The organism is Bhargavaea ullalensis, from assembly GCF_042432615.1.
Lineage (GTDB): Bacteria > Bacillota > Bacilli > Bacillales_A > Planococcaceae > Bhargavaea > Bhargavaea ullalensis.
Window position 1 is genome coordinate 40,882 of the sequence record NZ_JBHLWY010000042.1, and the last position, 20,073, is coordinate 60,954.

Here is a 20,073-nt window from a genome sequence, read left to right on the forward strand (position 1 = left end):
AAAAAGCGGGATCCAACCGGATTCCGCTTTTTTGTCGGAAAGGATGAAGGAACATGACGGAAGTTTATATTTTCAGCGGGTTTCTCGGAAGCGGGAAGACCTCGCTCCTCACCCATGCCATCCGGCAGGCAAAAGAGGAAGGGCTGAAGCCGGGCGTGATCATGAATGAACTCGGGCAGCTGGCCTTTGACTCGGCAGCCGTCGACGGCGACGTGCCGCTCCGGGAGATCCTCGACGGCTGCATCTGCTGCACCGGTTCGGAAAAGACGGAAGCGCAGGTGCAGGCGCTCCTGCATGAGCAGGTGGACATCATCTTCATCGAGACGACGGGCGCTGCCCATCCCGTCGAAGCGCTTGACTCGATCCATTCACCCCTGTTCGGGGATGCGCTCGATATCCGGGGCATTGTCACGGTGGCGGACGGACGCCGCTGGCTCGGGAGAAACTCCATGTCACCGCAGGTCAGGATGCTGTTTCTTGAACAGATCCGTCATGCATCAGTCATTCTGCTCAATAAATCCGATCTGCTGACGGATGCGGAACGGTCATCGTCTGCCGCTGAAATGCAGGCCATGAACCCGGAAGCGCCGATCCTCGAGACGGTGAACGGGAAAGTGCCGCTTGACTATCTTCGGAAAGTGGCAAAGGGAGGCAGGCGCGCACCCGTGCAACAGGCCGCCATCGGAAAACAACTGCCGATCTCCTCGCGCCTCGTGTCGATGGATGAGCCGGTCGAGCGGGAAGCCTTTGAAGCATGGGTGAAATCCCTGCCGGATACGATTTACCGGATGAAAGGATATGTCCGGCTGGAGGGACACCGTTACCCGTCGCTGTTCCAGTATGCCTACGGGATGGTTCAATGGATTCCCGAGTCCATGAACATGCCGGGCAACCTGGTCATCATCGGGGAAAATCCCGGGGCGCTTGAGGTACCCGGGAACAGCCATGTCTAACCATGCGCTCGCGGAGGCGTACCGCCGCTTTTGGCAGGGACGGTCTTCTGCAGGTGCGGTGAGGACGGACGATCAGGCAATCCGTGAAATCTCCGATGATCTCGACGACCTGCGCACACACCCCCGGCTCCGCAAAAAGCGGACGGAAAAACTTGCGGAGATCGAACAAAGGATTTCGGCATCCTCTTTGTCGGCAGAGCAAAAGGCGCTGCTCATGGAAGCGTTCCGATCGGCCCTTTGAGAAGGCTGTCAACAGGATGAAACATGAAATAAGCAGGCGGGTTGCCGGAACTTTCCTCTGAAAGTGCGGCCGACCCGCCTGTTTCATAGTCTTGAAGAAGCAGCTGGTCATCCCACCAATCTTTGGCAGGAATCACGTCCCATCCGGCATGTACGATATGGCGGAAGGGAGGAATAAGCAGATGAAAAAATCGCTTTCAATCATCGCAATGAGCACGGCACTCCTGTTGCCGGCAGTTACTGCAGAAGCTTCTCAACCGGAGGTCGACTCCGCTCAGCCCGTCAAAGTCCAGGTGGAGGGAACCGCTTACAAGGCCATCATCCATGGCCAGCCGATCCGTTGGGAAGGCGGCAAATGGAACGAGCTGGACTTGAATAAACTGATCCAGCAAATCCTGAATTCCAACAGCCGTCCATCCGTCCAACCGCCGGTGACTGGTGATCAGCACGTCCAGCAGCCGGAAACTCCGAAACCGGAAGCACAGAAACCGGAAGCCCCAAAACCGGAGAAACCGGAAACACAGAAACCGGAAACGCAAAATCCGGCACAAAAGCCGGATACGGAAAAACCTTCCGATCAGCCGCAGGCCAATCCGCAGGCTCCGGGAGCGACCGAACAGCCGTCTGCCCAGCCTCCTGCCAAGCCGCAGCAGCCGGAACAGACCGCACCGGAAAAACCGGCTGCAGGCCAGAACGCCGGACTCAGCGCCTTTGAACAACAAGTGCTCGACCTGACAAACGCAGAACGGACAAAAGCGGGCCTCAAGCCGCTCGCAGCGGACGCCAAACTGATGGATGCCGCCCGTGAAAAATCCGCCGACATGAGCAAGAACAACTACTTCTCGCATACAAGCCCGACACTCGGTTCCCCATTTGACCGGATGAAGGCACTCGGGATCAGCTACCGCTCCGCGGCGGAAAACATCGCCATGGGCCAGCGCTCTCCCGAAGAAGTCGTCAAAGCCTGGATGGACTCCCCGGGTCACCGCCAGAACATCCTGACCCCCGGATTTACACACATCGGCATCGGCTATGATGCGAACGGCCACTACTGGACGCAGCAGTTCATTCAGAAGTAAGGACCGTGCCCCACGGGCCGGCTCTTCGGGAACAGGGCACTTTGTGTTCCGCAGGCCATTAAAACACCATCGGTTTTTCAAGATAGATTAAGAAAGAGGAGAGGCGGCACCCGTTTTCCGGGTAGCCGTCTCTCCTCTTTCTCGTCTGAACAGAGAACCGGGCGGTGCCCGTCATCCCCTTTCAGAAGGCTTGGGAGTCTTGCGGCCGGTCCTTTGTTGCAGGCGAAGCGTTTGTTTTTGCAAGACTGCATGGCATTCTAGCCGCTTCCTCTGCCGGGTCAACCGAGAATATTCTCCGGACAAACCGCCGATACTGGCGGGGAGGAGTGAACAAGATGAATGCGCATAACGTACAGACCATCAAAAACCTATTTATGAATTCCTCTGATTTTGTGATCAAGGAAGTCGAGGTTGCCGGGGAAAAGGCGCTCCTCTGTTTTTATCTCTCTTTGATTGATGCATCAGAGGCGGATCGCCAGCTTGCATTGATCGGAGCCGGTGCTCAAAACAAAATTGAATCGTGGGGGGGCAGCACTTCATCCACCGTCTATCCGTTCAGCAAAGAAGGCCTCTTAAAGGAGGTGTGCACCGGAAACGTGGTGGTGGTGTTTCCAGATTCCAATTTGCTGGTCAGCATCAGTGCGCTGTCTGTGCCGGAACGCTCCCCGGAGGAACCGAAAAACGAAGAAGTTGTCAGAGGAGCGCACAACGGGTTTGTGGAAAATTTCAACCGGAACATCGGTCTGCTCCGAAAGAAAATGCAACGTCCGGACCTCGTTGTCCGCAGCTACCAGCAGGAAAACTCCAACAGCCAGATCAACCTCGTGTATCTGGACAAAGCCGCCCCTCCGGAAGTGGTGGCTGAAGTAGATCTGCGTCTCCAAAACATCCCGTTCCGCGAGTTTTACAGCACGGGGCAGCTGGAAGATTACCTGGAAGACACGATTTTCTCCCCGTTCCCGCAGTTCCTGAACACGGAACGTCCGGACCGGGTTGTCTACAACCTGCTGGAAGGAAAGGTTGTCCTGTTTTCCGACAGTTCTCCGACGGCCCTCATTGCCCCGGTCAATTTTTTCGCCTTCTATGAGTCGCCGGATGATTTCAACAGCCGGGTGGTGGTCGGCTCTTTTTACCGGATGGTCCGGCTAATGGCTTTTTTTGTAGCGATCCTGTTGCCGGCGTTTTACATATCGGTTGTGAGTTTCCATTCAGAAATTCTTCCGCTGGACCTGAGCAAGCACCTCATGGACCTTCTCAAGGAAGTGCCTTACCGGCCGCTGGTCGAGGCGCTGATCCTGGAGCTGTTCATTGAACTGATCCGGGAAGCGAGTGTCCGGCTGCCGCAGCGGATCGGACAGACGGTCGGTATCGTCGGCGGGATTGTCATCGGGGACGCCATTGTCAGCTCGGGACTCGTGACGAATCTGATGGTCATCGTGGTGGCCATGACCGCGATTGCGAGTTTTGTAGTGCCGTCCGCGGAGATGAACATGGCTGTGCGGATCCTGCGTTTTCCATTCATGATCCTGGCGGCAAGCTTCGGGTTCCTCGGCATGGTATTCGGTACGCTGCTGCTCTTTATCCACCTGCTGAATCTGTCATCGCTCAAGCAACCTTATCTGACACCGGTCATCCCGTTTGATCCTTCCCGTTTCAAGGATATCTTTTTCCGGGTGCCTTTTTTCCGGCCGGACCGCCAGCAGCCCACCTTTCAGTTCAGAAAGGGGCGGGATAAATGAAAGTCCGCATGGCGCCCGTCCAGATGTTTCTCATGCTGTTCATCGTCCAGACCGGAACCGTGTTCATCTCCTTCCAGACGAGGATGATCGAAGTGCTGGGCCGCGATGCCTGGTGGGTCCTTGTGGCGCTCGGTTTGTTGTATTTTCCGCATATCTGGCTGTTTGAGCGATTTCACCATTCATTCAGCTGGACGCCGGTCGTCTCGATCCTTTATGGGCTGTACTGGTTTTATACGATGGTAAGCTTTACAAGCTATACGGTTTACACGCTGAATGTGTGGGCGTTCCCGAAAACGCCGCTCGTCGTCGTGATTGTGATGATCACGATTCTCCTGTATGCCGCTTCCGTGTCCAAGCCGTCAACCGCGGTGAACCTGGGTGTGATCATGATGCCCCTGATCATCATCTTCATCGTCTTTCTGCTTTTTTCCGTAAAGAGTCTCGTCTGGACCAATCTGTTCCCGGTCGGCGAGTCGGATCTGAAAACATTGCTGAAGGGGATGGGGCCGAGCCAAATGCCGTTTATCGGGATTGAGCTGTATCTGCTGCTCAGACCCTTTACCAAAGGGAAGCTCACAAACCGGTCGCTGATTGTCTACAGCGGGCTCTGGCACTTGTTTTTCCTGTTCATGCTCGTGGTGCCGCTTGCCTTTTTCTCACTCAAGGAGTTTGAAATCGTCAATCATCCGATCATCTATATTCTGAAATCCCAATATGTCACATTCGTGGAGCGGCTCGACCTGATCTTTATTTACATCTGGATGGCCTGGTCCATCGTCACGCTATGCATATACGGATTTGCCATCATGCGGCTGATGGACCTCAACCACATCAAAAAACCGCCGCGGCTGGCCGCCTTCCTGTGTGTCCCGTTTGTCGCGATCGCGCTTTTTCTGGCCGTGAAGGAACGGATCACAATAGCCGCAATCCTGTTTCCCTATTTTCATCTGCTGTTTGCCTTCATCCTGCCGTTGATCGTCATTTTCTTTAACCGGAGAAAACAACGGAAGGAGGAAACGAGGCCATGAAACGGATGCTCATTGCGGTCTGGCTGTTGCTGGCGCTCCCCTTGCTTTCAGGTTGCTGGGATGAACTTTACTTCAAGGATCTGCAGATTGTGACCCTGATCGGCATCGGAGGGGGCGAAGATGACGTCACGGTCCACTTTTCCTATCCGATGTATACGGACTCGGAAATTGAATACATGACCTCCGAAGCGAGCGGCCGGTCATTTTCCGATGCGAGAAACAATGTGAACATGCGGGTCAGCAACGTGCTGGACATCTCGCAGCTTCAGGTACTCCTCATTTCGGACGAATCGGCAAAAGGACAGCTCTATGATCATCTGGACAACCTGTTCCGGACTCCCAAAAACCGTCTGGCGGCACATGTGGCCCTCGTTCAGGAGGAAATCGAGCCTTACATGGGCGGGGAGGAAGGGGCGCCGGGACTTCCGAAAAACGCGCCGGATTACTTGAACAAGATGCTGGCGACGGTCAAAGAATACTCGCTCACCTCGGATTATAATCTGCAGGAAACCTGCATGCTCCTCTTTGACGAGGGGAAGGATCTGTCGCTGCCGCTTCTGCATATCGCCGGGGAATCCGGACTGCCGGAACTGAAGGGGACCGCCCTGTTCAGGGGACAGTCTTACACCGGGGAATATCTCGACCCGAACGAAGGAAAGATGCTGAACCTGCTCACGGATGAAAGCGGGAAGTTTCTGAGAGAGACTTATATGGTCAAGCTGGGAGACGAGTCGGTACCTGTGACGATCGAGCTGATCGGGGCCCGGAAAAACTGGGATATCGGAGATTCTGCAATCCGTCTCCGGTATAAGATCCGTGTGGAGATCGATGAGTTCCCGCAGGGGCCCGTCATGAAGAAAGACCGGATCCATGAGCTGGAGCGGCAATTGACGGACGCGGTGGAGGCGGACATGGAAAAAACGGTGGACAAGCTGCAAAAAGCGGGCAGTGATGCGATCGGGGTCGGTAGACGGGTCCGGGCATTTCATCCGCGGCTATGGAAGAAAGGCGACTGGCACGACACGTTCTCGGAACTGGACATACGGGTGGAAGCGGAAGTCCGGATCGACCGCACGGGCATCCTCGACTGAACCGCGAATCACTTCAAAGCACAAAAGACCGCCCTGCCTGATGAAAAACGGCAGGGCGGTCTATGGGATGTCGTGGTTAAGCGTTGGTTCGTGTCCGCTTGTCAGAGACGGTCGTGAGGAAGCGGCGCTGAAGCAGGATCAGCCGGATGGACAGTGTGACTGCGCCCGCCGTCAGTCCGGTGATGAGCCCGATCCAGTACCCGAACGGCCCGAGATCCGTGAAGTTCGCCAGTGCGTATCCGACCGGAAGTCCGATCACCCAGTAGGAGATGATCGCCATGATGAACGTGACGTTGACGTCCTTGTATCCGCGGAGCGCGCCCTGGACGGGGGCCTGGACGGCGTCCGACAGCTGGAACAGCGCGGCGAACAGGAAGAACTGCACGGCGAGTTTGATGATCGCAGGGTCATCAGTGTAAAGCGAGGCGATGCCGTGGCGGAACGTCACCAGAATGAGGATGGAGACGAGGCTGAATACGATGGCCATCGCGACGCCGAGCCAGCTGTACTGGACGGCGTCTTTCCGTTTGCCTGCGCCTGCTGCCTGGCCGACGAGGATGGTCGCCCCCATCGACAGGCTGAGCGGAATCATATAAAGAAGCGAAGTGAAATTCAGGGCGATCTGGTGTGCGGAGATCGTGGCGGTCGTATAGGCGCTCATGAACAAGGTCACGACCGCGAAAATGCTCGTCTCGGTGAAGATGGAAATGCCGATCGGCACGCCGAGCGAGATGATCTCCTTCCACTTGGAGAAGGAAGGCTTCTGCCATCCGGCGAGCAGCCGGTACCCGGCAAACGGGCGGCCGCGGTGGACGACTCCGATGGCGATGAAAAACACAAGCCAGTATGTAATGGCGGAAGCCGCGCCCGCGCCGGCTCCGCCGAGTTCCGGAAAACCGCCCTTGCCGAAGATGAGCAGGTAGTTGAACAGGATGTTGATCGGCGCGGACAGCAGGGTGATCAACATCGTGACCCGTGTGGCCGCCAGTGCGTCGATGAACGAGCGGACCACATTGTAGGCAAACAGCGGAAGCAGACCAAGGCTCATCGCGAAAAGATAGCTTCCCGCGACTTCGCGCACTTCCGGCTCGACGGGCATATTGCCGAGCGCGAAACGGATGACGAGCTGGAGAATGATGAACACGGCGGCGGATAAGACGATGCTGATATAAATGCCCTGCTGGACGGTCGGGCGGACCTCTTTTTTCAGGTTCGCTCCGATTGCCTGCGCGACGATCGGCGTAACGCTCAGAAGGATGCCCGCAAGGCCGGTGTACACCGGGTTCCAGAAAGAAGAGCCGATCGTGACGCCGGCGAGGTGGATGGAGTCATAGCGGCCCGTCATGAGGATATCGAAAAAAGTGATCATGTACATGGCCACCTGGGTGACGAGGATCGGGAAGACAATGCGCCCGAAGACGGGGATCTTGCTTTTGATGGAAGTTGTTGCGGCCAATGTGCGGCCTCCTTTCGGCTGGTTGCGGACAGATGATGGCTTGCTTTCATCCGTGCTACGTTGGATAATGCTTTCATATGAATGTAAGACAGAACAGGAATAGAGGTTTTTGCGTTGGAATCACCCAAAATCATCTTGACCGGCGGCGGAACCGCGGGTCACGTCTCGCTGAACCAGGCCATCATCCCCCCATTGAAAGAAAAGGGCTACGACGTTCATTATATCGGTTCCAAAGATGGAATAGAAAAAAACTTGATAAGAGACTCGTTTCCCGGGCTTCCCTATCATGAAATCCAAAGCGGCAAGCTGCGCAGGTATTTCTCCATGAAGAACTTCACGGACCCGTTCAAAGTCGGAGCGGGGGTCCTGCAGGCATACAAACAGATCAAAAAACTGAAGCCGGCGCTCATCTTCTCCAAAGGCGGATTTGTCTCCGTACCGGTCATCCTGGCCGGGCGGATGGCGGGCGTTCCGGTCGTGATCCACGAATCGGACGTGACGCCGGGGCTTGCAAACAAACTCGCCATGCCGTTTGCCGACCACGTCTTCACAGTGTTCCCGGAGACGGTGCCGCATGTCAAAAAAGCAAGCGCCACCTGCTCGGGTCCCGTGATCCGCCCCGAGTTGTTCGACGGATCGAAAAAGGAAGGACTCCGTCTCGCCGGCCTTTCCGGAAAGCGCCCGGTCCTGCTCGTCATGGGCGGCAGCCAGGGATCCGCGGTGCTCAATGAAGCCGTGCGTTCAGGCCTTCCTCAGCTTCTCCGCTCGATGGACGTCATCCACCTGTGCGGGAAGGGGCACTTGGACAGGACGCTGGACGGGACCGAAGGCTATGCACAGTTCGAGTATGTCACCGGCGGCCTGAAAGACCTGCTGAAAGCGGCGGACGGGGTCGTCTCGAGGGCCGGGTCCAACTCGATCTTTGAATTCCTTGCCCTTCGCCTGCCGATGCTTCTCATCCCGCTTTCTGCGGAGAAGAGCCGGGGGGATCAGATCTTGAATGCGCGGCTGTTCGCGAAGTCCGGTTTCGCGGAAGTCCTGGAAGAGGAGAACGTGACGCGTGAGACATTCCTGGATGCGGTCGGATCCATGACAGAAAACGCGCAGCGCATGATCCTCTCAATGGAAAAAGCAGAGCCGCCGAAGACGCCGGAAGAAATGGCAGCGCTCATCCTGAAGTGCTCCAAAGGGGAATGAACAGCCGGACAATTCCCGTTTTTTTGCATGATGGCCGTACATTTGGGGTATTTATGGGGCATGTATCCGCTTACAGCGGGCATGCCCCGTTTTTCGGTAAAAAATGATTGTATTTTATCAGCACAGTAGTAAGATTGATATGGACAAATCGCACTCATCGCCCGGTATGCCGTTCCCTTTAAGTCCCGGGGCCGGCATGCTAAAATTAAGGCGGATCAAATAATTTCACGATGCCGTGCGAAAAAGTGGAGGGTATCTACATGTCAAACAACTTTGCCGCTCCCGGATCGCCTTGGGAATCTTTTTCAGGGCCGAACCTCGGGTATGTGATGGAGCAGTATGACCTGTACCGGGAAGATCCCGAACAGGTCGATCCTGAACTCGCGGAGCTGTTCAGGAAATTCGGGCCGCCGGCTGCGCCGGCACCCGTCGGAACGACTGTCAAAGGCGGAACAGGCGCAACATCGGCTGATATCGGCAAGGCGATCTCCGCCGTACTGCTGGCCGACGCAATCCGCGACTACGGCCACTTGGCAGCGGACATCTATCCGCTCAATGATTTTGAGAGGGATTCTTCCCGCATCGAACCGTCCGCTTACGGACTTGGCGATGCGGATCTTGCCGCGCTTCCGGCCACCCTGTTCTTCAAGGACATTCCGGCGGGCGTTGCAAACGGGCTGGACGCCATCCGGCATCTTCGCAGTGTATACACAGGCAAGGCGGCGTATGAATACGCACAGGTCATCGACCCGGAAGAGCGGGACTGGCTCCAGTCGTACATCGAATCCGGGCGTGTGAAAACAGTACTGAGCGACGAAGAGAAGAAAGCCCTGCTGGAACGCCTCACAAAAGTGGAAGGCTTCGAGAAGTTCATCCACCGCACGTTTGTCGGCGCCAAGCGTTTTTCAATCGAGGGACTCGACACGCTCGTCGTTCTCCTTGACGAAATCGCCCGCAATTCAGGCGAAAAGTCGATGAAGGAACTTCTCATCGGCATGGCGCACCGCGGCCGGCTGAATGTATTGACACATGTGCTTAACAAGCCGTATGAAATCATGTTCGCCCAGTTCGCCGGTCTCAATGATGAGCCGTTCATGCCGAAAGACGGGACGCTCGAACTGACACGCGGCTGGTTCGGCGATGTGAAATACCACATGGGCGCAACGTACAATTCGCCTGAAGGCCTGAAGATCAAGCTTGCCTATAACCCGTCGCACCTGGAAGTCGTCAATCCGGTCATCACCGGCCAGACACGCGCTGCCCAGGATGCGACCGACGAGCCGGGCCTGCCTGCTCAGCATGCCGACCGCGCATCCGCAGTCCTCATCCACGGGGACGCGGCATTCACGGGACAAGGCATCAATACCGAGACATTCAACTACAGCCGGACCCGCGGCTACAACACCGGCGGTTCGATTCATGTCATCGCGAACAACATGATCGGCTTCACGACGGAGCACTACGATTCCCGTTCGACGCTGTATGCATCCGACCCGGCGAAAGGCTATGAAGTGCCGGTCATCCACGTCAATGCGGACGATCCGGAAATGGTCGTCGCCGTCGCACGGCTTGCATTTGAATACCGCGAGCGCTTCGGCAAAGACATCCTCATCGACCTGCTCGGCTACCGCCGCTTCGGCCACAACGAAATGGATGAGCCGCTCGTGACGAACCCGGTCATGTACCACCATATCCACCAGCATCCGACAGTCCGCGAACTGTACGGCAAGCAGTTGGCGGAACAGGGGATCGTGACGGAGGAAGACGTCAAGAAACTTGACGAGCAAACATTCCAGCTGATGCAGGAAGCCTATGACCGGGTGAAAGAAACATCCGGCAAGGACACACCTGCAAACACCACGCCTGAAGAGATCATGGCCGGTTATCCGGGCGTCTCCACCGGTGTGGCGGAGGATCGCCTGCGGGCGATGAACGCCAAACTGCTCGAGTGGCCGGAAGACTTCCATGTGTTCAAGAAGCTGTCCCGTATCCTGAAACGGCGCGAGGAGCCGTTCAACGGGAAAGGGAAGATCGACTGGGCCCACGCAGAGACGCTTGCGTTCGGTTCCATCCTTCAGGACGGACATCCTGTGCGCCTTTCAGGCCAGGATGCCCAGCGCGGAACCTTTGCCCAGCGTCACCTCGTCCTTCATGATGAGGAAAACGGCACCGAATATGTTCCGCTTCATCACATCGACGGCTCGAAAGCCTCTTTTGCGGTGTATAACAGCCCGCTCAGCGAAGCATCGATCGTTGCCTATGAATTCGGCTATTCTCTTGAGAACAAGAAAGCGCTCGTTCTCTGGGAAGCCCAGTACGGCGACTTTGCGAACATGGCTCAGATGATGTTTGACCAGTTTGTTTCTTCCAGCATGTCGAAGTGGGGGCAGAACAGCGGACTTGTCCTGCTTCTCCCGCACGGCTACGAAGGCCAGGGGCCGGAACACTCCAGCGCACGGCTCGAGCGGTTCCTCCAGCTTTCGGCCGAGAACAACTGGACGGTCGCCAACCTGTCGAGCGCGGCGAACTACTTCCACATCCTGCGCCGCCAGGCCGAGCACCTCGGCGAGGAAACGAGCCGTCCGCTCGTCATCACCACACCGAAGTCGCTTCTTCGCCACCCGCTCGTCGGGGCCGATGTCGAAGACCTGACGGAAGGCAAATTCCAGACGGTTCTTGAACAGCCCGGCCTCGGCGGCAATCCGGAAAAAGTCGAACGGATTGCCTTTGCAAGCGGCAAGATGGCCATCGACCTTGCGGAACAGGTGGAAAAAGGCGAAAAACCGGACTGGCTGCACATTATCCGCGTGGAACAGCTGTATCCGTTCCCGGCAGACCGCGTTCAGGAAATCACGTCGCGCTTCCCGAATGTGAAGGAATTCATGTGGGTCCAGGAAGAACCGAAAAACATGGGCTCCTGGTCTTATGCCGAACCGCACATCCGGGACATTGCAGACGGCAAGGCAGTCGTCTACAATGGCCGCATCAAGCGTTCGAGCCCGTCGGAAGGCGACGGCAAGTCGCATAAGATCGAGCAGGACCGCATCATTCAAACCGCATTGAGCAAATGATCCCATTTGCATGACCATAAGGAGGAAACTACCTTGGCAGAAATCAAAGTGCCCGAACTTGCTGAATCCATCACGGAAGGAACGATCGCCCAGTGGCTGAAACAGCCGGGCGACACAGTTGAAAAAGGCGAATTCATCGTTGAACTTGAAACAGACAAAGTCAACGTCGAAGTCATTTCCGAGGAAGCCGGCGTTGTGCAGGAACTCCTCGCAGAAGAAGGCGACACGGTTGAAGTCGGCCAGACCATTGCTGTAGTCGGCGAAGGTTCCGGCGCTGCCGCTGCTCCTGCTCCAAAAACAGAAGCACCGAAGACGGAAGCACCGAAAGAATCGGCTCCAGCCGCTCCGGCCGCTGCGGAAGCCGCCCAGGAAGAATCTTCCTCGAGCGACCGCACGATCGCAAGCCCGGCCGCACGCAAACTTGCGCGCGAAAAAGGCATCGACCTTGCGTCGATCACGCCGGTTGACCCGATGGGACGTGTGCGCGTTCAGGACGTCGAAGCGGCAGCCGCTGCTCCGAAACAGCAGTCCAAGCCGCAGCAGCCCGCAGCAAAATCCGCAGCACCGACTTCAGACGAAGAATCCGGCCGCGTGACTCGCCAGAAGCTGTCCCGCCGCCGCCAGACCATCGCCAACCGCCTGCTGGAAGTCAGCCAGTCGACCGCGATGCTCACGACATTCAACGAAATCGACATGACCAACGTCATGGAACTGCGCAAGCGCAAAAAAGACGAGTTCGAGAAGAAATACGGTTCACGCCTCGGCTTCATGTCGTTCTTCACAAAAGCCGTCGTTGCGGCGCTGAAACAATATCCTGCCGTCAACTCGGAGCTTGACGGCACAGACCTGCTCATGAAAAACTTCTACGACATCGGCATCGCCGTGTCCACCGAAGAAGGCCTGGTCGTACCGGTCGTCCGTGACGCGGACCGCAAGAACTTCGCGGAAATCGAGAAAGACATCGCCGGCCTTGCAGCCAAGGCACGTGACAAGAAACTGGCCCTCTCCGACCTGAGCGGCGGCTCGTTCACGATCACAAACGGCGGCGTCTTCGGATCGCTGTTCTCCACACCGATCATCAACGGCACGCAAGTGGGCATCCTCGGCATGCACACGATCCAGAAGCGCCCGGTCGCAGTCGGCGACAACGTCGAAATCCGTCCGATGATGTACGTGGCCCTCTCGTATGACCACCGCGTCATCGACGGCAAAGACTCTGTCGGCTTCCTGAAGACCGTCAAAGAAATGATCGAAAACCCGGAAGACCTCCTTCTCGGCTCTTGATCATCAGTAAGTGAAAAGCCTCCTTCGGGGGGCTTTTTTTTGCGGGCTCAGGATACGGAAAAGGGAGAAGAAGATCCAAATGGCGTGCAGCCCGCCTGAATGACGGTTCACGCAGTGTTGCCCGCCTGTTTGCCTTTGAATTCACCCCGGTTACCCGTTATAATGAAGACAGTGAAAAGGGGGCAAAAGCCGATGAAATTCACGGAATGGAAAGAGGCCCCGGCAATCCGGACGGTCACATGCACGCATACCGATGCGTCGAAATACCTGGTATCAAACGTCCTGACGCCGGGCAACGAATATGAAGTGAAGAATGAAACAGACGAATTCATCTTCGTCAAAGACAATACCGGCAAGGTGGCCGGCTATTACAAAACGTATTTTGAATGAACCGGAGGTCCGGCGGGAAAACCGCCGGGCCTTTTCAAATAGAGAGGTGGATCTGGTATGGAGGCAATCATCGAAGAAGAACGAAAGGAACGGCTGTCCCGCCGGCACGGGGAGGATGAAGCATTACTCATCGGGACAGGGGGCTACGTGTCGCCCGATCCTCATCTATGGGAAGATGTCCTGACGGCCGTCGTCATTCGCCGGCCGGTTTTGCTGAAAGGGCCGACCGGGTCAGGCAAGACGAAGCTGGCGGATTCCATCTCGGCCTTTTTTGCGCAGCCGGCCCACCAGGTGAACTGCTCGGTCGATCTGGATGCAGAGGCATTGCTCGGCTACAAAACGATCATCCAAAAAGAGGGCCGGACAGAGATTGAATTCATCGACGGTCCGGTCATCCGGGCCATGAAGAATGGCCACCTGCTTTATATCGACGAAATCAACATGGCGAAGCCCGAGACGCTGCCGATCCTGCACAGTGTGCTCGACTACCGCCGGATGTTGACCAACCCATTCACGGGAGAAGTTATCCGCGCACATCCCGACTTCGGTGTCATTGCCGCGATCAACGAAGGGTATGTCGGAACCGTGCCGATGAACGAGGCGCTGAAAAACCGTTTTATCGCGTTCAAAGTGCCTTATCTCGGCATGCAGGAAACACGGGATCTGCTGGAAAGTGAATTTCCGGATGCGCCGTCAGTCCTCATCGAAACGATGCTCGACATTTCGGAAGATCTCCGCGAACAGGTCCGAAACGGGTTGCTGGAAGATGAGGCGGCCTCCATCCGGAGCCTGATCGACGCGACCGAACTGGCGCTGCACATCGGTCCCGAGCGCGCGATCCGGTACGCGGTGGCCGAAAAACTGGAAGACCGGGGCGAACGTCAGCTTGTCATGGACCTTGCCTGCACGAGGATCCGGTGAATCCGCCATGACACCCATCAAACGATTTATCGACTTCAACGACGAGCAGATCAATGCAGGGGAACGGCTTCGTCACGAGCGGCTCGCACGTGCGCTTTCCGGTGAACCCGACATCCGCCTGACAGAGCGTAAATTGCTGGAATACAGCCCGCAATCGCTTGAGATGGCAATGAGCGTGTTCTGGCGGCACCGTCCGGATGAGATCCGGGAAGCGGGCCGGCTGTCGGACATTTATTTGCTTTCATCGGGTTTTTGGACCGGATTTGATCTGGCCGCCTGGCGAAGATTCACCGGCGAAATGGAGCGGCATCCTCTTGAAAACCTGATGCGTCAGACGGTCCTCTTGATTGAAGAGCTCCGTCTGTCCGATCAGGTCATGAAAAGACGGCCGGGAACGAGAAGTGCGTTTGCAGTCAGGCGGCAGGCCTATGCGGACCTTCACCGAAATCAGTTTCCCGTGAATCTCCGGCACGCACACCGGGCGGATGCCCTGTTCAACCATTTTCATCTGATCCTGAACGGCAGCGGGGAAGCCCCGGCCGGAGAAATCACCGCGTTGACCGACCCGGTGATCTACAGCGGATTTGACTCCCGCTCGACAATCGATTCCATCCGCGTGGCGGAGCGCCTGTTGCCCATATTGGAAGGTCGGCTCAAAAAAGATCTGCTGCATACCTTCTACGCAATCGGAGATTCCGTGGCGGATCGGCGGTCCGGCTTTCACTACCACCGGGGTGTGAAGTCGGGTGAAGCAGGGGAAGAGGAAGAGAAGGAGACATTCCGGGAACTGTTCCGGACATGGCACGATGCCAACAAGTCGGAAAAGGGCCCCCATCTCGACTATGAACTTGAACACGGACGGCACGGCAAGTCTGAATCGTCTTCCTCAAGGGAAGGCCGGACAGGGATGGATGTGCAATCGGTGGGGAGGGGACGCTCTGCCGCCGATGAGCAGACGAACCATCTGCCATCCGCAAAAGAAGCCGGACAAGCGGCAGTGGAATGGCAACGCGCGAAAGGTTTCGGGAGCGAAAATGAGTCTGTCGTTTTCCGGGAAAGGGAAGCGGCTGCAGTGCCGGTTCGCGAAAACAAGGATACAATCCGGGAATGGCGGAACGAATCTGCTCCGTATGTCCGGTCAATTGAACGGGAAATGAAGAAAAGAATCGAACGAAAGCGGGAGGACCGGCGTGACAGACTGCCGATGGGCCGTCTTTCCGGAAATCCGCTTGAGATCCTTTTATCCGAAAGACCGAAGCCCTTTTACCGGAAACAGCGGCCGTCCGAGCGGTTGGATGCCGTGTTTGGCCTTCTGGTAGACGGCTCGGGATCCATGGAGGACAAACTTCCCGAAACGAGAAAAGCCGTTCTTCTGTTCCATGACGTCCTGACCGCGCTCCAAGTGAAACACGGCATCGCATCCTACCAGGAAGATGCCGGGCTTGCGTCAAAAGAAAGTCAGCCGAATGAGTTTCAGTGGCTCCACCGTTTTGTCGATTCAGGAAAAGATGATGCAGACAAGATCATGGCGCTAGAGCCGGGAGATGACAACCGGGACGGCTTCGCGATCAGGTGGATGGCGAGGCAACTCATCCGGATGCCCGAACAGCATAAGTTTTTGCTGATCTTCACAGACGGGGAGCCGTCCGCGTTCGGTTACGGGCAGAACGGGATTGTGGATACGGCGGAGGCCGTGAATGAAGCGGAAAAGTCCGGAATCACGGTGATTCACCTGTTCCTGTCCGCACAACCCGTTGATGAACGCCAGCTGGAAACATTCAGGATGATGTATGGGAACCGCTCTGCCACGGCCGATTCCCTCGGACGGTTTTCGGAAGAGACGGTGCGCATTTTGCGGAAACTCCTGGCGCTTGCCACCTCCATGGATTAACGAGCGGCGGTATGTTAAAAATCTGAAGAAAGAGGAGATTAGAATTGGCTTTGTTTCAGCAGGTGCTCGTTGCGTATGATGGATCCGACTGCAGCAGGAAAGCCTTGGAGAAGGCGGCGGGACTGATCCGGGAAGGCCGGAAGATTCACGTCCATGTTATGCATGTATCGGACCCGCCCTCGATGGATCTGTATAGCCTGTTCGGCCCCTCACTCAGCCAGGACGTTCTACAAAAAATGGACGAAGCCGCCCGCAGAACGATCGGCGACGCGAAGAAAATCATGGCCGGCCATGAGGAAACCTGCTGCTTTGTCCAACAGGAAGGAAATGCCGGCGAGGCCCTCATCGACTACGCCAATGAACACGGCATCGACCTCATCATCCTCGGCAGCCGCGGCCTTGGTAAAAGGCACGCTTCTCGGCAGCGTCAGCCAATACGTCGTCCAATATGCCGACTGTCCGGTCCTGATTGTAAAATGAAAGACTGGGAAGGGACAGTGGGGCGTAATTTCGGAGTATGGGATGCAAATTCGGAGGATGACCGTCAAATTCGGAGTATGGAACGGAATATCGGAGCATGGCGCCCGATTTCGGAGTATGGGATCGAAAATCGGAGCAAGGCCGTCAAATTCGGAGCATGGAACGAAATATCGGAGCATGGCGCCCGATTTCGGAGTATGGGATCGAAAATCGGAGCAAGGCCGTCAAATTCGGAGTAAGGCACAAAATATCGGAGCATGGCGGATTTCGTAATAAGGAACATAATTTCGGGGTATGTCCACTAGAATCGGGATTGTATCCGGTCAATCGAAAAAAACAGAACACACGTTCTTCCCCGGCAAAACCGGCATTCCACAGCAAAAAAGCAGCGCATGAAGAGAATGATTCCTCTTCATGCGCTGCTTTTGTATCATCCTTTTCATGATGGACGGTCTTGCGCTTTGTCGGCGACGGCGATGAGGCGCTGTTTGAGCTCTTCTTCCATCCGGGCGATTTCGGCTTCGGCGGCTTTGCGCTTGGCACGGCCGTCTGCCTGGATCGCCAGCGTTTCCTCGATTGTCGAGATCAGGTTTTCCTGAGTCTTTTTCAGCGTGTCAATCTCGACGATGCCGCGTTCGTTCTCTTTGGCGGTTTCGATCGAATTCATCTTCAGCATTTCGGAGTTGCGGAGCAGCAGGTCGTTTGTCGTCTTCGTGACAAGCTTCTGGGATTCCACGGCCTGGCGCTGTCGATTGAGCGTCAGCGCGATGGCGATCTGGTTTTTCCAGAGAGGGATGGATGTCATGATCGACGACTGGATCTTCTCTGCGAGCGTCTGGTTCGTCTGCTGGATCATCCGGATCTGCGGCGCACTCTGAATGGTGATCTGGCGGGACAGCTGGAGGTCGTAGATCCGTTTTTCAAGACGGTCCACGAACTGGGCCATGTCATTCACATCCTGGAGTGCCATCTGGTCGTTGGAGGCCTCCGCTTCCGCACGCATCTTCGGCAGAATTTCGGTGACGATTTCATCCCGCTTAAGCTCGGCCGCGGCGATATAGACGTTCAGTGCCTGGAAATACGCCTTGTTCTGCTCATACAGATTGTCGAGCATATGGACGTCCTCGATGAGCCCGCGCTTGGAATGTTCCAGTTGGATGCCGATCCGGTCCACCTGGGTGCTCAGTTTCTGGTACTTCGTCATCATCTCCTGGACGGAACGCTGGACGCGGCCGAACAGCTTTTTCAGACCGCTTTTCTTTTCCATGCTGAGGTCTTCCGGATCGATGGCGTTCAGCTTGCCCATCAGGTCGCTCAAAATGTCGCCGACGGGCCCGATGTCCTTGGCCTGCACATGATCAAGCATTTTGTGGGAAAAGGATGAAAGCTGATTTTGCGCGTTGGCGCCGTAGGTCAGAATCGCTTCATAGTCGCCCGCCGGAATCTGTTTGGCCAGCTCCTTCGCTTTTTCCCGTTCTTCCTCACTCAGACGGTCCATCAGTTTGACCCCCGGCTTGGCCGGCGCCTGTGTCTGCATTTCTTCCGGAAGCAGCGCCGCTTCCGGTTTCAGGTCAAACGGGTTGTCGAGCAGGTCATCCATTGTTGTATTCATCGGTTCATGAGCCGATCTGTTTTCGGTCATCCGAGTCATCTCCTTCCAGAGGCAGCGTTTTGTCTTTCGGTGCTTCAAGTTCCTTTTTCTCTTTACCCGTCAGGACGTCCGCATAGTCCAGTTCGAAGCGGAGCGTTTCCAGATCGGTGGCAAGTGCGCGCTTGACGTCCTTTTGAATTTCAATGTTCAAATCGCCAAGGGTCTCCCGGGTCTGCTGCAGCGCCGCCTTCATTTCTTCGTCTTTCGTCGGCTGATTGGCGAGGAGCGCATACTTGGAAGAGAGCTCGACGGCCGAATCGAGATGGGCATAGAAGAACTTCTCGACATTGTAGAACTTCTTCGGATTTTGGCGGACGATGCCGATGATCCGCTTGGAAAGTTTGTTCAGTTCATTCAGCTGGCGGAACGCCTGCACCGAGCGGATGTTGCCGTAATGGGCATTCAGTTGGCGGAGCTTGGCCTTCGCCTCGCTGAGCTGATGATCAATATGTTTATATTCGGAGCGGGTCATGCCGAGCCGCTTCACTTCGGAAGTGGTCTGAATCTGCCGGATGGAGAAGTCACCCGCCAGGTAGATGGCGATGAGCAGGCCGGTCGCCGGCACAAATCCCATCCCTGCTCCGAGAAGCAGGGCGAGCCATGACCCGAAGCTGACTGGCAGCATGATGGCCTGCCTTGTCAGGAATTGCTGAAAGTTATTCATGAGCAGCCGGACCTCCTGTTTGAATCTTATCTTTAGCTACGTTTCGGAAAGGAAAAAAGTTTCACCGTCTCCCATTTTCCATTCCGGTCCTTGGCTATATTATAGCGCATCGCCGTCCGGACGGCATCCGAACCGCATGGTCCTTTGAGCAGTTAAGTGGAGGGCGGATTCAAATCTGCTAAAATGGGGGACATAGACCAATCGACAAAAGAGGCTGATCACAATGTATGAAATTATCTACATGAGGGCAGATTATGAGCCGTGGTGGCTGTTTGAAGGCTGGCAGGATGAAGTCGTGCAGCGCTGGACCTATGACTGTCCCGAGGAGGCATCCGTCCAGCTTGCGCGGATACTGGAAGGATTCAGGAAGGAACACCGGAACGAGGCTTCCCGAGATCAACGGTTCTGGGCCTTCTGGTCAGAAAAGGAAAGCTGCTTTTGTGAAGACTGTGCCGAAGATCTCCAGCTTTATCACGGGATTCTGACGCTCAGGGACGGACAGCCGTCGCCGTTTTCACGAAAATGAAAAATGTTCTGCAAAATCGATTGACAACGACTTGGAAGATGCTATACTTGTCTTTAATCGAACAAGGGGACCAAACGCGGATTCACATATTATAAAAAGTGATCGGGGTCGTTGCGGTACTTTTTATAATATGTGAATTTTTTTGTTCATCAAAAGGGTTCCATATTAATTTTTGATTTTGATCTGGGGGTATCATGATGAAACAAGGTACAGTGAAATGGTTCAATGCTGAAAAGGGCTTCGGATTCATCGAAGTCGAAGGCGAGGACGACGTATTCGTCCACTTCTCCGCCATTCAGGGCGAAGGCTTCAAAACGCTTGACGAAGGCCAGCAGGTCGAGTTCGAAGTTGTCGAAGGCAACCGCGGACCGCAGGCGGCAAACGTCGTCAAACTGTAATAGCCGACATTCAA

General features: G+C 55.8%; 18 protein-coding genes. 15 read left to right on the forward strand and 3 right to left on the reverse strand.

Going from position 1 to position 20,073, the window contains the following annotated elements; genetic code table 11:
- Positions 1–53: 53 nt before the first annotated feature.
- The 6 genes from ACFFIY_RS10275 to ACFFIY_RS10300 all read left to right on the forward strand — a co-directional run bounded on the left by ACFFIY_RS10275 (position 54) and on the right by ACFFIY_RS10300 (position 6,130).
- The gene (locus ACFFIY_RS10275; protein ID WP_354195500.1) at positions 54–953 is read left to right on the forward strand and encodes a CobW family GTP-binding protein; all 900 of its coding nucleotides are present in this window, start codon (positions 54–56) and stop codon (positions 951–953) included.
- Positions 946–1,194 (forward strand): protein YoyC, encoded by a 249-nt coding sequence (yoyC, locus tag ACFFIY_RS10280; RefSeq protein ID WP_354195498.1) that lies wholly within the window; start codon positions 946–948, stop codon positions 1,192–1,194. Before ACFFIY_RS10275 ends, yoyC begins: the two co-directional genes overlap by 8 nt.
- A gap of 181 nt (positions 1,195–1,375) precedes the next feature.
- Positions 1,376–2,272 (forward strand): CAP domain-containing protein, encoded by an 897-nt coding sequence (locus ACFFIY_RS10285; protein WP_354195496.1) that lies wholly within the window; start codon positions 1,376–1,378, stop codon positions 2,270–2,272.
- 335 nt (positions 2,273–2,607) lie between these two features.
- Positions 2,608–4,011 carry a spore germination protein gene (locus ACFFIY_RS10290; protein ID WP_354195494.1) on the forward strand — a complete coding sequence of 468 codons (1,404 nt, stop codon included), beginning with the start codon at positions 2,608–2,610 and terminating at the stop codon, positions 4,009–4,011.
- Positions 4,008–5,039: a GerAB/ArcD/ProY family transporter gene (locus ACFFIY_RS10295; RefSeq protein WP_354195492.1), complete on the forward strand. Its 1,032-nt coding sequence runs from the start codon at positions 4,008–4,010 to the stop codon at positions 5,037–5,039. Before ACFFIY_RS10290 ends, ACFFIY_RS10295 begins: the two co-directional genes overlap by 4 nt.
- Positions 5,036–6,130 carry a Ger(x)C family spore germination protein gene (locus tag ACFFIY_RS10300; protein ID WP_354195490.1) on the forward strand — a complete coding sequence of 365 codons (1,095 nt, stop codon included), beginning with the start codon at positions 5,036–5,038 and terminating at the stop codon, positions 6,128–6,130. The genes ACFFIY_RS10295 and ACFFIY_RS10300 overlap by 4 nt, the downstream gene beginning before the upstream one ends.
- Positions 6,131–6,206: 76 nt before the next feature.
- Here the strand turns inward: ACFFIY_RS10300 and ACFFIY_RS10305 are convergent, their stop codons facing one another.
- Complete coding sequence (locus ACFFIY_RS10305; RefSeq protein WP_354195488.1) at positions 6,207–7,586, reverse strand: MATE family efflux transporter; 1,380 nt, start codon at positions 7,584–7,586, stop codon at positions 6,207–6,209.
- 114 nt (positions 7,587–7,700) lie between these two features.
- Here ACFFIY_RS10305 and murG point away from each other — a divergent pair, with 114 nt between their 5' ends.
- From murG to ACFFIY_RS14380, 7 genes are all read left to right on the forward strand, one after another.
- Entirely contained in the window at positions 7,701–8,783 is a 1,083-nt protein-coding gene (murG, locus tag ACFFIY_RS10310; RefSeq protein WP_354195486.1) for an undecaprenyldiphospho-muramoylpentapeptide beta-N-acetylglucosaminyltransferase, read from the forward strand.
- Positions 8,784–9,043: 260 nt separating this feature from the next.
- Positions 9,044–11,854 carry a 2-oxoglutarate dehydrogenase E1 component gene (locus ACFFIY_RS10315; RefSeq protein ID WP_354195484.1) on the forward strand — a complete coding sequence of 937 codons (2,811 nt, stop codon included), beginning with the start codon at positions 9,044–9,046 and terminating at the stop codon, positions 11,852–11,854.
- Between the two features lie 33 nt (positions 11,855–11,887).
- The gene (gene odhB / locus ACFFIY_RS10320) at positions 11,888–13,138 is read left to right on the forward strand and encodes a 2-oxoglutarate dehydrogenase complex dihydrolipoyllysine-residue succinyltransferase (protein ID WP_354195482.1); all 1,251 of its coding nucleotides are present in this window, start codon (positions 11,888–11,890) and stop codon (positions 13,136–13,138) included.
- Between the two features lie 192 nt (positions 13,139–13,330).
- The gene (locus tag ACFFIY_RS10325) at positions 13,331–13,528 is read left to right on the forward strand and encodes a DUF6501 family protein (RefSeq protein ID WP_354195480.1); all 198 of its coding nucleotides are present in this window, start codon (positions 13,331–13,333) and stop codon (positions 13,526–13,528) included.
- Between the two features lie 57 nt (positions 13,529–13,585).
- Positions 13,586–14,449 (forward strand): ATP-binding protein, encoded by an 864-nt coding sequence (locus ACFFIY_RS10330; RefSeq protein WP_354195478.1) that lies wholly within the window; start codon positions 13,586–13,588, stop codon positions 14,447–14,449.
- A 7-nt stretch (positions 14,450–14,456) separates the two neighbouring features.
- The gene (locus tag ACFFIY_RS10335; protein ID WP_354195476.1) at positions 14,457–16,340 is read left to right on the forward strand and encodes a vWA domain-containing protein; all 1,884 of its coding nucleotides are present in this window, start codon (positions 14,457–14,459) and stop codon (positions 16,338–16,340) included.
- Positions 16,341–16,390: 50 nt separating this feature from the next.
- Positions 16,391–17,059 (forward strand): universal stress protein, encoded by a 669-nt coding sequence (locus ACFFIY_RS14380; protein WP_435521450.1) that lies wholly within the window; start codon positions 16,391–16,393, stop codon positions 17,057–17,059.
- Positions 17,060–17,259: 200 nt separating this feature from the next.
- Here the strand turns inward: ACFFIY_RS14380 and ACFFIY_RS10345 are convergent, their stop codons facing one another.
- Together ACFFIY_RS10345 and ACFFIY_RS10350 are read right to left on the reverse strand one after the other, a co-directional pair.
- The gene (locus ACFFIY_RS10345; RefSeq protein WP_354195474.1) at positions 17,260–18,462 is read right to left on the reverse strand and encodes a toxic anion resistance protein; all 1,203 of its coding nucleotides are present in this window, start codon (positions 18,460–18,462) and stop codon (positions 17,260–17,262) included.
- Positions 18,437–19,135 carry a 5-bromo-4-chloroindolyl phosphate hydrolysis family protein gene (locus tag ACFFIY_RS10350; protein ID WP_354195472.1) on the reverse strand — a complete coding sequence of 233 codons (699 nt, stop codon included), beginning with the start codon at positions 19,133–19,135 and terminating at the stop codon, positions 18,437–18,439. Before ACFFIY_RS10350 ends, ACFFIY_RS10345 begins: the two co-directional genes overlap by 26 nt.
- Positions 19,136–19,358: 223 nt before the next feature.
- Here ACFFIY_RS10350 and ACFFIY_RS10355 point away from each other — a divergent pair, with 223 nt between their 5' ends.
- Together ACFFIY_RS10355 and ACFFIY_RS10360 are read left to right on the forward strand one after the other, a co-directional pair.
- On the forward strand, positions 19,359–19,661 hold the full coding sequence (locus tag ACFFIY_RS10355) for a DUF1033 family protein (RefSeq protein WP_354195470.1): 303 nt from the start codon (positions 19,359–19,361) through the stop codon (positions 19,659–19,661).
- A gap of 197 nt (positions 19,662–19,858) precedes the next feature.
- On the forward strand, positions 19,859–20,059 hold the full coding sequence (locus tag ACFFIY_RS10360) for a cold-shock protein (protein WP_008298364.1): 201 nt from the start codon (positions 19,859–19,861) through the stop codon (positions 20,057–20,059).
- Positions 20,060–20,073 lie beyond the last annotated feature (14 nt).

Excerpts from the sequence above, each read along its gene's own strand:
- ACFFIY_RS10335 (WP_354195476.1), top strand. The coding sequence starts at position 14,457 with ATGACACCCATCAAACGATTTATCGACTTCAACGACGAGCAGATCAAT.
- ACFFIY_RS10295 (WP_354195492.1), top strand. The coding sequence starts at position 4,008 with ATGAAAGTCCGCATGGCGCCCGTCCAGATGTTTCTCATGCTGTTCATC.
- ACFFIY_RS10355 (WP_354195470.1), top strand. The coding sequence starts at position 19,359 with ATGTATGAAATTATCTACATGAGGGCAGATTATGAGCCGTGGTGGCTG.
- ACFFIY_RS10330 (WP_354195478.1), top strand. The coding sequence starts at position 13,586 with ATGGAGGCAATCATCGAAGAAGAACGAAAGGAACGGCTGTCCCGCCGG.
- ACFFIY_RS10275 (WP_354195500.1), top strand. The coding sequence starts at position 54 with ATGACGGAAGTTTATATTTTCAGCGGGTTTCTCGGAAGCGGGAAGACC.
- ACFFIY_RS10315 (WP_354195484.1), top strand. The coding sequence starts at position 9,044 with ATGTCAAACAACTTTGCCGCTCCCGGATCGCCTTGGGAATCTTTTTCA.
- ACFFIY_RS10345 (WP_354195474.1), bottom strand. The coding sequence starts at position 18,462 with ATGACCGAAAACAGATCGGCTCATGAACCGATGAATACAACAATGGAT.
- ACFFIY_RS10290 (WP_354195494.1), top strand. The coding sequence starts at position 2,608 with ATGAATGCGCATAACGTACAGACCATCAAAAACCTATTTATGAATTCC.
- ACFFIY_RS10350 (WP_354195472.1), bottom strand. The coding sequence starts at position 19,135 with ATGAATAACTTTCAGCAATTCCTGACAAGGCAGGCCATCATGCTGCCA.
- ACFFIY_RS10360 (WP_008298364.1), top strand. The coding sequence starts at position 19,859 with ATGAAACAAGGTACAGTGAAATGGTTCAATGCTGAAAAGGGCTTCGGA.
- ACFFIY_RS10285 (WP_354195496.1), top strand. The coding sequence starts at position 1,376 with ATGAAAAAATCGCTTTCAATCATCGCAATGAGCACGGCACTCCTGTTG.
- ACFFIY_RS10325 (WP_354195480.1), top strand. The coding sequence starts at position 13,331 with ATGAAATTCACGGAATGGAAAGAGGCCCCGGCAATCCGGACGGTCACA.
- ACFFIY_RS10300 (WP_354195490.1), top strand. The coding sequence starts at position 5,036 with ATGAAACGGATGCTCATTGCGGTCTGGCTGTTGCTGGCGCTCCCCTTG.
- yoyC (WP_354195498.1), top strand. The coding sequence starts at position 946 with ATGTCTAACCATGCGCTCGCGGAGGCGTACCGCCGCTTTTGGCAGGGA.